Consider the following 12,260-nt stretch of genomic DNA (forward strand, 5'->3'; position numbering starts at 1 on the left):
CGTCGGCTCACGCTACCGGGTCCCCACAACCCGGTGCCACGCAGCACGGGACGTGACCACCGCCCCCTGTGACCCGGGTAACGAATCCGTCCCGCGCGGCGCTGTATACGGCTCCCTTCTTCACCGCCGCGTCCGTTTCCCCGCCGTTCACGCCCGGGCGGAGCGTGCGTTCATGTCGCCCGCACGGCCCCCGGGCTCACGCCGCCGCCTGGAGGTCCATCCGCGCGCCGAACTCCCGGACCACCGGCTCGTCCCGGTACGGCTCCAGCCGCTGCTGGAGGTCGTCCAGATACTCCGCGCCCCGGTTGGAACGCAACGTGCCCAGCAGCTCCACGGCGCGCATCCCGGTGTGGCAGGCCTGCTCCACCTCGCGCTGCTGCACCTGTGCCGTGGCGAGCAGCACATAGCCGATCGCCCTGCGCCGGGCCCGCGACTCGGGGTGCCCGGCGAGGGACTCCTCCGCGCACCGCGCCGCCGCCTCCGCCTGCCCCAGGTCGCGGTGGCAGTGCGCCAGCTCGTCGGCGAGATAGGCCTCGTCGAAGTGCGCGATCCACGTCGGGTCGTCCCCGGAGGCCGCGTCCGCGCCCTCCAGTGCGGTCACCGCGCGCCCGGACGCCAGCTGGGCGGCGCGCGCGTCGCCCATCAGCGCGTGCCCGCGCGCCTCCGCGGCGTGGAACATCGACTCGGCGCGGGGCGTCACCCGCCCCCGCGCGCCCTCCTGCGCGGCGCGCGCCAGCTGCGCGATCTCACGCGGGTTGCCGAGCTGTGCGGCCAGATGACTCATGGACGCGGCGAGCACGTAGCCGCCGTAGCCGCGGTCACCGGCCGCCTGGGCGAGCCGCAGCGCCTGGATGTAGTAGCGCTGGGCGAGCCCCGGCTGGCCGGTGTCGACGGCCATGTACCCGGCGAGTTCCGTCAGCCGTGAGACCGCGGCGAACAGGTCGCGCCCGACGGCCTCCCGGTAGGAGCCGGCGAGCAGTCCGGACACCACGCTGTTGAGGTAGTGCACGACCACCGGGCGCACATGCCCGCTGCCGTACTGGTGGTCCAGGTCGACGAGCGCCTGGGTCATGGCGCGGACCGCCGCCACGTCCGAGAGCCCCACCCGCGGGCCCGCCGAGCGCGCCACCTGGGCGTCCGGCGCGGAGATCAGCCAGTCCCGGCTCGGTTCGACGAGCGCGGAGGCGGCGACCGAGGAACCGGACAGGAAGTCCCGTCGTCCCACGTCGCTGCGCCACAGTTCGCAGACCTGCTCGATGGCGCCCAGTACGGTCGGCGAGAACTGGAGGCCCACGCCGGACGCGAGGTTCTTGCCGTTGGCCATGCCGATCTCGTCGATCGTGACCGTGCGGCCCAGCTTGCGTCCGAGCGCTTCCGCGATGATCGCCGGGGCCCGCCCGCGCGGCTGCTGTCCGCGCAGCCAGCGCGCCACGGACGTCTTGTCGTAGCGCAGATCGAGACCGTGTTCCGCGCCGCACATGTTGACCCGGCGCGCGAGCCCGGCATTGGAACAGCCCGCTTCCTGGATGAGTGCCTGGAGCCGTTCGTTCGGCTGCCTGGCGATGAGAGGCCTTGCGGCCATGGCGTACCCCCTGCTCTCCGGCGGTTCGCCTCCGGGGCGCGCCGACCGGTGCCGAGGGGGCGATCGCGCCCGGGCCCCGCGGGCCCTTGCGCGTCGTCCCTCGCACCGGCATGCCCCTTCGACTCACCCGCCCGTGGCTGCGGTGCCTGCCCACGCACCGACTTGACGTGTCTTCAGCGGCCGACCGCACCGAAAGAAGTCGGCCAGGAAGATCAATGCCCCGCAGACATGCCGAAGATGCGAGACATGTGAGGTTTGCCGGGGTAAAGGCGGTTGCCGACCCCACCGCTGCCTACCCACTCCCCGCGGCTGTTCCTCCCGCGCGCCCCCACACGTGCATCCATGCGCCCCAGACGCGGAATCGATGCTCCTCCCCCGCGCGTGTGTCCCCCGTAACCCGAGGTGGACACGGGAGTTGAGTTCCACGTGGAAAAGACCATGGCAGGCACCGAGTCCGCACATATCCCCCAGCAGCGTGGCGAATCGCTGCAGGAAACCGCCGTGCGCTATGCCGATGAACGCCACTGGGACGTGGTCCCGGGCACCTGGCTGGAAGCCGTCGACGGGGTGCAGCACTGCTCCTGCGGCGATCCCGCGTGCGCCTCACCCGGCGCGCACCCGGCGCGCGAGGACTGGGCGACTCAGGCGACGGGCAGTTCGACCGTCGCGCGCCGGCTGTGGTCGAAGCAGCCGTCGGCGTCGATCCTGCTGCCCACGGGGCGGACGTTCGACGCGATCGACGTCCCGGAGACGGCCGGCTTCCTCGCCCTGGCCCGCATGGAGCGCATGGAGCTGACCCTCGGTCCGGTCACCTGCACCCCGGACCGCCGCATGCACTTCTTCGTGCTCCCGGGTGCCGCCGCGAAGGTCCCCGACCTGGTGCGGAAGCTGGGCTGGCCGCCCGCCTCCCTCGATCTGCAGGCGCTCGGCGAGGGCTCGTACGTGGCCGCCCCGCCCACCCGTTTCGGTTCCCGCGGCGCCGTGCAGTGGGCCCGCCGCCCCACGCCCGCCAACCGGTGGCTGCCGGACGCGGAGGAGCTCATCTCGCCCCTGGCGTACGCGTGCGGACGGGACCGGTAGCACCGCCGACCGCCTTGCCCGCCACCGCCGTTCGGCGTCGGCGGGCGCACGGCTGTCCGCGGTCGCCGTGCGCCCGCCCGCCGGTCTCCGGGCTTCCGGGGGCTGCACCGCACCCACGTAGGGTTCTCGCATGACCGAGGGAGCAGGGGCCGGTGTGCCCGCCGTACGTGTACAGGGGCTCTGGAAGCGGTTCGGGGAACAGATCGCCGTCGCGGGGATCGATCTGGAGCTGCCCGCGGGCCGGTTCATCGGGCTCGTCGGCCCGAACGGGGCCGGCAAGACCACCACGCTGTCGATGGTGACCGGGCTGCTCAGGCCCGACCAGGGCACCGTCGAGGTCGTCGGCCACGACGTGTGGCGCGACCCGGTGGAGGTGAAGGCGCGCATCGGCGTGCTGCCCGAGGGGCTGCGGCTGTTCGAACGGCTCTCGGGGCGCGAACTCCTCGCCTACACGGGCCGGCTGCGCGGTCTGCCCGGCGCCGAGGTCGACAAGCGCGCCACCCAGCTCCTCGACGTCCTCGACCTCGCGGGCTCCCAGCACAAACTCGTCGTCGACTACTCGACCGGCATGCGCAAGAAGATCGGCCTGGCCTGTGCCCTCCTGCACAACCCGGAGGTCCTCTTCCTCGACGAGCCGTTCGAGGGCGTCGACCCCGTCTCCGCGCAGACGATCCGCGGTGTCCTGGAGCGCTACACCGGCTCCGGCGCCACGGTCGTGTTCTCCTCCCATGTGATGGAGCTGGTGGAGTCGCTGTGCGACTGGGTCGCCGTGATGGCCGCGGGGCGCATCCGCGCGCACGGCCCGCTCGCCGAGGTCCGTGGCGGCGCGCCCTCCCTCCAGGAGGCCTTCCTCGAACTGGTCGGCGCGCAGGGCCGCTCCGCCGGGGCCGATCTGGACTGGCTGGGCGGCGGGGCACGATGAGCGCCGCCGGCGGCGTCTCGACCGCGTCGATCACCCCCGTCGTCGTACGGCTGAAGCTGTCGCTGCTGCGCAACGGGCTGCGCCAGTCGGCCGGCCGGCGGGCCGCGTACGTCTCCTCCGTCGTCCTCGTCCTGCTCGTCGCCGCCCTTCAGCTGATCGGCCTGATCGCGCTGCGCGGCAACACGCACGCGCCCGCCGTCGCCCTGCTGCTGGTGGCGCTGCTCGCACTCGGCTGGGCCGTGATGCCGCTGTTCTTCCCCAGCGGCGACGAGACCCTCGACCCGACGCGTCTGGTGATGCTGCCGCTGCGTCCGCACCCGCTGGTACGGGCGCTGCTGGCGGCCTCCCTGGTCGGCGTCGGGCCTCTCTTCACGCTCTGTCTGCTGATCGGCTCGGTGATCTCCGTCGCGCACGGTGCGGCGGCGTACGTCACCGCCGTCGTCGCCGTGGCCGTCGCACTCCTCGTCTCCGTGGCCCTCGCACGGGCCGTCGCCGCCGCCAACATCCGGCTGCTGTCCAGCCGCAAGGGCCGTGATCTCGCGGTGCTCAGCGGTCTGGTGATCGCGGTCGGCGCGCAGCTGGTCAACTTCGGTGCGCAGCGCCTCGGTTCGGCGGGCGGTCTGTCGCAGCTCGACCCCGTGGCGGACGTACTGCGCTGGGTGCCGCCCGCCTCCGCGATCGGCGCGGTGGACTCGGTGAGCGACGGGTCGTACACGACCGGCGTGGTCCAACTGCTGCTGGCCGTGGCCGCCTTGGCGGGGCTGCTGGCACTGTGGTCGCGGCATCTGACCCGTCTGATGACCTCGCCGGACGGTTCGACGCTTCAGGCGGCCGAGCCGGCCGCGCGGGAGAAGGGGGCGTCGGGAGCGGCCCGGCTCCTGCCGTCCGGGCGCACCGGGACCGTCATGGAGCGCAGCCTGCGGTACGTGTGGCGCGATCCGAAGACCAAGGCGGCCTGGGTGACGTCGCTGGCCATCGGTCTGATCGTGCCGGTGTTCAACGCTCTCCAGGGCACCGGTTCGATCTACTTCGCGTGCTTCGCCGCGGGCATGCTCGGCATCCAGATGTACAACCAGTTCGGGCAGGACACGTCCGCGTTCTGGATGGTCGCGATGACGATCTCGTCCACCCGGGACGCGTACGTCGAGCTGCGCGGGCGTGCGCTGGCGCTGCTGGTGATCACCCTGCCGTACGCGACGCTCGTCACCGTCCTGACGACGGCGATGCTCGGCGACTGGCCGAAGCTGCCCGAGGTGCTCGGTCTGTCCTTCGCGCTGCTCGGCGCGATGCTGGCGACCGGCGCGTGGTCCTCGGCACGCTTCCCGTACTCGATCCCGCAGGAGGGCTACAAGAACGTGGCCCCGGGGCAGGCGGGCCTCGCCTGGATCTCCGTCGTCGGCGGCATGGTCTCGGCGGCGCTGCTCGCGGCCCCCGTCATCGCGCTCACCATCTGGCTGAACGTGACGTCCGGCGGCGACGACTGGAGCTGGCTGGTGCTGCCGCTGGGCGCCGGATACGGGGCCCTGATCACGGAGCTGGGGCTGCGGATGGCGGCACCGCGGACGGCAGACCGGCTGCCGGAGATACTGGCGGCGGTCAGCAAGGGCTGATCCACAGGCCGGCCGCGGATCCCACGGATCTCACGGATCCCACGGCTCAGGGGCCGTCGCGGGGAAGTGGCGGCGGAGCGGCACCGTCACGGAGCCCGGACGCGGGCCGGGACGAGGTCGTGGGTACGGGACAGCCCAGGTGCGGGCGCCGAGGCCGGTCGGGGGACCTAGCCGGTGAGGACGCCGTCGAGGAACGGCTCGATGGCCGCGCGCCAGGCCTCCGGCTGGTCGTAGTGCACCAGGTGCCCGGCGTCGGCCACCTCCGCGTACTGGCCGCGCGGCAGGACACGGACCATCTCCTGGGACTCGGCGCGGCCCAGTTCGCCGTCGAGGCCCCGGACGACCAGGGCGGGGCACCGGACCTGCGCGAGCTCCTCCCAGTGGGCGTCGAACACCCAGGTCTGGCGGGACTTGAGCATCTGCTCCGGTTCGAAGACCGGGCGCCAGCCGTCCGGGGACTCGTGCATCACTTCGGCGTAGAACTCGCCGCGGGACGGGTTGGGGCGCTCCACCCAGGGGTCGTCCTCACCGAACCACTTCCGTACGTCGGCGAGGGTGGCGAAGGGTACGGGCCAGGCCTTGAACCAGTCCTCCCACTCACGCTGGGACGCGGCCCCGAGCGCGGAGGCCCGCATGTCGCAGATGATCACTCCACGGACGAGGTCGGGGCGCTTGGCGGCGAGCTGCCAGGCGGTCAGCGCGCCCATGGCATGGCCGATCAGGACGGCGGGGGCGAGACCGAGCTGTTCGAGGGCGGCCTCGGCGTCCTCCACATAGGCCTCGCGGGTGTACTCCGCCTCCGGCGGCTTCTCGCTCTGGCCGTGGCCGCGCTGGTCGAGCGCGACGGCACGGTGCCGCTCGGAGAGCCAGCGGGCGGTGGACGCCCAGTGCGAGGCACGGCCCATGAGGCCGTGCAGTAACAGCACGCCGGGCGACTCCTCCGAGGCCCTGGGCGGGTCGGTCTTCGGCGGGTCGGCGAACTCCCAAGCGGCGAGGCGTACGCCGCCCGTTCCCCTCACGTCGATGCGCCGCACCATCGGGCACCCCCCTAGCTCGCTCGGACCGGCTCACTCCCGCTCGAACCGGCCGGTCCACTCGTACCGCTTCCTGCCGCTGCTCCTGCTGGTGTGCTGCTCTACATGTACCCCTGACGCACCGCCACGCTATCGAATGAGGTTTCGAAAATGGGCCTCCTGGCTGCAACACCCCTCATTCGAGTGACCATGTCCCAGGATTGACCGCCGCCGCCGAGGGGAGATCTTCAGCGGGAGGCGGACCGCTCGGGGAAAACGGTCCGAGGGGATTGACCCTGAGAGCTCGGGGCTCCGGGTCAGCACAGGGGAGGACAGGCCCCGGCGCCATGCGGCGCCGGGGCCCTCTCCACGACTACGGCACATCCTTGCGCCCCCTCCCCGACCGCGCACCATCGCTCTCGGACACGGTCAAGAGCCCTCAGGTCATATGCCTCACGCGACAGCCTCGCACGCATACGGTCCCGCCGCTGCGATTCCGCACACTGAATCTTGGTTTCGGCGGGATCGCGGAGACATCACAACTGCCCCTGACACCGCGGGAGTTGACATGTCCCAAGCGGATCGGCCGGAATGCGCGGTACACGGGACGGCGTGCGCCCGGGAACCGGCGCGGGACCGGCCGATGCCGTCCCCGCGCCGGCCCCCGGGAGCTGCCCCTCGCGGGTACCGGTCGCGCCGGCGCCTCCGGCGGGCGGCGCGGGCGGCCCGTCACGAGCACGGGCCCCGAAGCGCCGCCCAGGACGCGGGCGCTAGCGCTTGGCGACGAACACGTGGGAGGCGACGTCCGCCTCCAGCTCGGCGGCCTCACCGCCGCTGCCCACGAGGACCCCGCCCGCCGACTCGGTCACGCTCACCACGGAGCCGGGCTGCACGCCCGCGCGCCGCAGCGTGTACATCAGCTGCGCGTCCGTCTGGATCGGCTCGCCGATCCGGCGGACCACCACGGTCTTGCCGTCCATACCCGGGTCGAGCTCGGACAGGGACACCATGCCCTCGTCGAGGAACGGGTCGGCGCCGTCCTTCTCGCCGAGCTCCTCCAGGCCGGGGATCGGGTTGCCGTACGGCGACTCGGTCGGGTGGCGCAGCAGCTCCAGGACGCGGCGCTCGACGGCCTCGCTCATCACGTGTTCCCAGCGGCACGCCTCGGCGTGCACCTGCTCCCACTCCAGACCGATCACGTCGACGAGCAGGCACTCCGCGAGACGGTGCTTGCGCATCACCCGGGTGGCCAGCCGCCGCCCTTCCTCGGTGAGTTCCAGATGGCGGTCGCTGGCCACCGCCACCAGGCCGTCGCGCTCCATGCGCGCCACCGTCTGGCTGACCGTGGGGCCGCTCTGGTCGAGCCGCTCCGCGATCCGGGCGCGCATGGGGACCACGCCTTCCTCCTCGAGTTCGAGGATGGTGCGGAGATACATCTCCGTGGTGTCGATCAGTCCGGACATTCGTGCCCCTCGATTAGCTCTGCCGGAGACGCGACGGCCCACCGGCGTGTGCGCTGGCCCTGAACTCAATTCTGACGCATACCACTGACAACCGTGCCCGGCCGTCGAAACCGGGCCGTCACGCCTGCCCGCCGCGGCCGTGCGGGCAGGGAGCGGGCCGGAGCGACGGACCCGCCCGGACGGGCGGGCGTTGTTGACAGCGCAGTGGTCCAGACCGCAACGTGATCCGCGACACGACAGGAGTACGGCCGCACCGGGACTCCGGTTCAGCCGCCCTTCGGCCGTGCGCGTCGACCCCGACGATACGACGAGACGTGGAAAGGGCTTCGCCGATGAGCGACAGCAAGTTGGCCGGGCAGTTCTTCGACGCCGCGATCGGCCTGCTCCAGCGGGTACGGGACGAGGGCGCCGCGGACATCGAGGCGGCCGGCACCCTGATCGCCGACACCGTCGCGGACGGCGGGCGGCTGTTCGCCTTCGGCGCCGGGCACTCCTCGCTCGCCGCGCAGGACATCGTGTACCGCGCGGGCGGCCTCGCCCTGATGAACCTGCTGACCGTGCCGGGGGTCGTGGGCGTCGACGTCATGCCCGCCACGCTCGGCTCCGCCCTGGAGCGGGTCGACGGGCTGGCGAGCGCGGTCCTCGACTGCAGCCCGCTGCGCTCCGGCGACCTGCTCGTGATCATCTCGCTCTCCGGCCGCAACGCGCTCCCGGTGGAGATGGCCATGAACGCCCGCGCGCTGGGGGTGAAGGTCATCGGCGTCACCTCGGTCGCCTACGCCACCGAGACGACGTCGCGGCACGTCTCGGGCACCTATCTGAAGGACCACTGCGACGTCGTCCTCGACTCGAAGATCGCGGTCGGTGACGCGGAGCTCACCCTCGACGCGATCGAGGCCCCCTTCGCCCCCGCGTCCACCGTGGTGACCACGGCCGTGCTCCAGGCCGTCATGGCGACGGCAGCGGGCACCCTCGCCGGCCGCGGCATCGAACCGCCCCTGCTGCGCTCGGGCAACGTGGACGGCGGCCACGACTGGAACAACCGGGTGATGACGGAGTACGGGGACCGGATCTTCTACCGGCGCTGACCCGGCCCGCCGGAGGCGGGAACGGCCTGCCCCCCGGCACCGCCGTGGCCCGGCAGCCCAGGCACCGGGTGCCTCGTCCCGGCGAGCACGCGCGGGCAGCGGGGCCAGGCCCGCCCGGCGGTCCACGTGTCCCGCCCATGACGGGCACGCCAGGGCGGCGGGGCCGGACCCTGCGCGCTCCCCGGCAGTTCAGGCGTCCCGCCCCGGCAGGCGGACACGGGCCGGAGCGCGGGGCCGGTCCCTACTCGCTCCCCAGCAGTCCCTCCAGGTCCAGTGCCATCGCGATCCGGACGGCCACGTCCTCCGCGTACGTGGCGTCCGAGCGCTCGAACTGGCTGCGTCCCGCGCCCCGCAGGAACGTCACGACGCCCAGGGTCCGTCCACGGCTGCGCAGCACCACGCACAGCGCGTGCACCGAGTCCGGCGGCCACTGGCGGGCCACGGCCCACTCGCGTGCCTGCTCGGTCCCGGCGGCACCCGCGCTGGCCCGTACGGACCCGGCGCGGTCCACGCTCTGGAGCGCGGGATGTCCGTCCCCGTAGCGCACGGGCAGTCCCGCCTTGCCGGTCGGCATGCTCGGGCCGGGTGCCCCGGAGGGCGTGGCGGCGGCCCGGACGAGCCGGACGGGGCCTTCCCCGTCGCGCAGCGAGCCGCCCGCCACCCGGTCGATCAGCGCGTGGTCGGCGAAGCCGGCGAGCGAGAAGTCGAGGTGGACGGTGGCGGCCTCCGCCGGGTCCTCGCACTCGGCGGCGGCCCGTGCCGCGCGGTGCAGCTGGATGGCGCGGAAGCGCAGCTGAGCCGCGTCCTGCTCGGCCTGCTTGGCCTCCGTCACGTCCTGGAAGAGCCATCCCACGCCGAGCGGTACGGGCTCCTCGGCGAGCGGTGAGGCGAGGCGCAGGAACCCGCTGCGCCAGCAGCGCCGCTTCTCGCCCTCCGGGGTCCGCAGGCTCACCCACATCTCGGCGGGCGCGGGCGGGGCGCCCTCGGCGAGCACATGGGTGAGCGCACCCTCCAGGTCCTCGACGCCCTGGGAGAGCAGTTCTCCGAGGGGGCGGCCGAGCAGGGACGTACGGCCGGTCCCGAGGGCTCGCGCGGCGTGGGCGTTGACGACGGCGGGCCGCAGGTCGGCGTCGACGAGGACGACGCCCCAACTGGCGTCCTCGAACAGCGCCTCGCTGAGTGCGATGGACCGTTCGAGGTCGATCTGGGCGTGCACCTCGCTGAAGGCGCAGTACACGCCGGCGGGTTTGCCGTCCGGTCCGCGCACGGCGGCGGACTGGGTGCGCACCAGCACCCGGCCGCCCTCCTTGGTCAGCAGGGCGAACTCGTGGACCTGCCGTCCGGGTGCCTGCATGGCGGACAGCAGCCGCGCCTCGACCTCCTCGGCGTCCGCGGTGCGCACCGCCCATCCGGCGAACCCGTGCCGGCCGACGGCTTCGGCGGCGGTCCAGCCCAGGATGCGCTCGGCCTCGCGGTTCCAGTGGGTGACGACGCCGTCGGCGTCGAAGGCACACAGCGCCGCGTCCATCCCGTCCAACAGCGCGGCAAGCAGATCCGAACCATCCCGCTCGGGCTCGTCGGGCCCCAGCTCGTCGGTGGTCCCACTACGCCGGGAAGCACTCACCTGGACCCCCTGCAGGCTGTGTGTCCGCACGTACGGCGCGACAGTTCACTCACTGGCAATCATTCAACTCGAACGTGACCCAGCCCACATCGCCTTCCCCAAAGATTGGACGAAATCGTTGTACGCCGGATTTCCGTCCCGCCCGCCCCAGAAACCCATGACTTTCCCGGCCACCGCACGGGGCCTGCGGGAACGCCCCGCACGGGCGCCGCGGATACTTTCCAAAAAAACGGTTGAAGCGTGCGGGATCGGTTCCTAGTGTGTGGTGCACACGAGAAGGGAGGTGGTTCGGCAGATGTATGGAAACCGGACGCGTGAGGTGGCTGCGGGCTAGCGGCCCGTCACCACATCCAGTGCGGTGCCGGACCAGCACGTGAATCGAGCGTGCAGCCGGCCCCAATCCCAAGCAGTCACCCGACCTGTGGGCTCGCCGGTACGTCCGGCCGGCTCCTTTGCCGCGAGGCGGAGGGACCCGAGCCCGCAGGTCGTCTGCGTTTCACGGGGCGTTCCGCGCCCGGCACCCTCGTCCGCGGGGCCGCCCGACCCGCGCCCCGCACCCGCCCGCGGGCGATTTCGCGGGGTGTGAGGCGGGACACACCCGTATCCGAAGGCCCGCAGTACTCTTGGGCCATGCTTCCGATGCTCGTTCGACGCCGCCACGTGGACTTCGTGCGCGTCACGAGCATGGGCTGTCGGCGCTCTGCCTGACCCAGCCCCTCTTCGCACGGCCTCCTCTTCCATTTGGCACCCGTGGCCCCCGCCCCACCCCCGGCGGCCGCCCGGGCACCCGTACACCCTGCGGACGCACCTCATGACGACGTACACGTCTTCCCCGGACCACCGCCTGCCCGGGCAGCAGCACGGCTCCCGGCAGCTTCCGATCATCGATCTGTCCGCGGCCGACCGCGGACCCCAGGCCCGCGCCCTGCTGCACGCGCAGCTGCACAGCGCAGCCCACGACGTGGGCTTCTTCCAGCTCGTCGGGCACGGCGTGAGCGAGGAGGAGACCGGCGCGCTGCTGCGCGCGATGCACCGGTTCTTCGCCCTCCCCGAGGCCGACCGGCTCGCCCTCGACAACGTGAACTCGCCGCACTTCCGCGGCTACACCCGCACCGGCGACGAGCGCACGGGCGGCAGCCGGGACTGGCGCGACCAGCTGGACATAGGGGCCGAGCGGGCCCCGCACGTGCCGGGCCCCGGCGAGCCCGCCTACTGGTGGCTGCAGGGCCCGAACCAGTGGCCCGCCGCGCTGCCCGAGCTGCGCACCGCGGCGCTCGCCTGGATCGACCGGCTCAGCTCGGTCGCCGAGCGGCTGCTGCGCGAGCTGCTGACCGCGATCGGGGCTCCGGCCGGCTTCTACGACCCGGTCTTCGGGGAGCGCGCGCACCCGCACCTGAAGCTGGTGCGCTACCCCGGGAGCTCCGGGGACGGCGCCGATCAGGGCGTCGGCGCGCACAAGGACTACGGCTTCCTGACGCTGCTGCTCCAGGACCAGGTCGGCGGACTCCAGGTGCAGCGGGAGGACGGGCTGTTCCACGACGTGCCGCCGCTGCCGGGTGCCTTCGTCGTCAACCTGGGCGAGCTGCTGGAGGTGGCCACGAACGGGTACCTGCTGGCCACCAACCACCGGGTGGTGAGTCCCGCCGGGGCCACCGAGCGGTTCTCGGTGCCGTTCTTCTACAACCCCCGGCTGGACGCCCGTATCGAGCCGCTGCCCTTCCCGTACGCGTCCGCCGCCCCCGGTGTGACGACGGACCCGGACAACCCGCTCTTCGCGGAGTACGGCTTCAACGAGCTGAAGGGGAAGCTGCGCGCCCACCCGCTGGCCGCCGCCCGTCATCACGCGGAGCTGCTCACCCCCGCGTGACGACCGGCGTG

General features: G+C 72.8%; 9 protein-coding genes. 5 read left to right on the forward strand and 4 right to left on the reverse strand.

Features of this window, described 5'->3' with window-relative positions; all coding sequences use genetic code 11:
* Window positions 1-196 precede the first annotated feature (196 nt).
* On the reverse strand, window positions 197-1,582 hold the full coding sequence (locus ACSYGO_RS21985) for a transcriptional regulator (protein ID WP_095935048.1): 1,386 nt from the start codon (window positions 1,580-1,582) through the stop codon (window positions 197-199).
* A 438-nt stretch (window positions 1,583-2,020) separates the two neighbouring features.
* Between ACSYGO_RS21985 and ACSYGO_RS21990 the strand changes: the two genes are divergently transcribed.
* The 3 genes from ACSYGO_RS21990 (at window position 2,021) to ACSYGO_RS22000 (ending at window position 5,194) form a co-directional block, all read left to right on the forward strand.
* Window positions 2,021-2,662, forward strand: a complete 642-nt coding sequence (locus tag ACSYGO_RS21990) for a bifunctional DNA primase/polymerase (protein WP_426677544.1) — start codon at window positions 2,021-2,023, stop codon at window positions 2,660-2,662.
* Window positions 2,663-2,792: 130 nt separating this feature from the next.
* Complete coding sequence (locus tag ACSYGO_RS21995; protein WP_426677543.1) at window positions 2,793-3,584, forward strand: ABC transporter ATP-binding protein; 792 nt, start codon at window positions 2,793-2,795, stop codon at window positions 3,582-3,584.
* Window positions 3,581-5,194, forward strand: coding sequence for a transporter (locus tag ACSYGO_RS22000; protein ID WP_460387343.1), 1,614 nt, complete (start codon window positions 3,581-3,583; stop codon window positions 5,192-5,194). Before ACSYGO_RS21995 ends, ACSYGO_RS22000 begins: the two co-directional genes overlap by 4 nt.
* Before the next feature lie 167 nt (window positions 5,195-5,361).
* On the opposite strand, the gene ACSYGO_RS22005 is transcribed toward ACSYGO_RS22000, so the two are convergent.
* Both ACSYGO_RS22005 and ACSYGO_RS22010 read right to left on the reverse strand, forming a co-directional pair.
* Window positions 5,362-6,231: an alpha/beta fold hydrolase gene (locus tag ACSYGO_RS22005; RefSeq protein WP_426677541.1), complete on the reverse strand. Its 870-nt coding sequence runs from the start codon at window positions 6,229-6,231 to the stop codon at window positions 5,362-5,364.
* A gap of 746 nt (window positions 6,232-6,977) precedes the next feature.
* On the reverse strand, window positions 6,978-7,670 hold the full coding sequence (locus ACSYGO_RS22010; RefSeq protein WP_028802813.1) for a metal-dependent transcriptional regulator: 693 nt from the start codon (window positions 7,668-7,670) through the stop codon (window positions 6,978-6,980).
* A 332-nt stretch (window positions 7,671-8,002) separates the two neighbouring features.
* On the opposite strand from ACSYGO_RS22010, the gene ACSYGO_RS22015 reads away from it, so the two are divergent.
* Window positions 8,003-8,758 carry an SIS domain-containing protein gene (locus ACSYGO_RS22015; protein WP_460387345.1) on the forward strand — a complete coding sequence of 252 codons (756 nt, stop codon included), beginning with the start codon at window positions 8,003-8,005 and terminating at the stop codon, window positions 8,756-8,758.
* A 241-nt stretch (window positions 8,759-8,999) separates the two neighbouring features.
* On the opposite strand, the gene ACSYGO_RS22020 is transcribed toward ACSYGO_RS22015, so the two are convergent.
* Window positions 9,000-10,382, reverse strand: coding sequence for a PAS domain-containing protein (locus ACSYGO_RS22020; protein WP_432172579.1), 1,383 nt, complete (start codon window positions 10,380-10,382; stop codon window positions 9,000-9,002).
* Window positions 10,383-11,193: 811 nt separating this feature from the next.
* On the opposite strand from ACSYGO_RS22020, the gene ACSYGO_RS22025 reads away from it, so the two are divergent.
* Window positions 11,194-12,249, forward strand: coding sequence for an isopenicillin N synthase family dioxygenase (locus tag ACSYGO_RS22025; RefSeq protein ID WP_435223490.1), 1,056 nt, complete (start codon window positions 11,194-11,196; stop codon window positions 12,247-12,249).
* Window positions 12,250-12,260 lie beyond the last annotated feature (11 nt).

This window comes from Streptomyces krungchingensis, assembly GCF_054729265.1.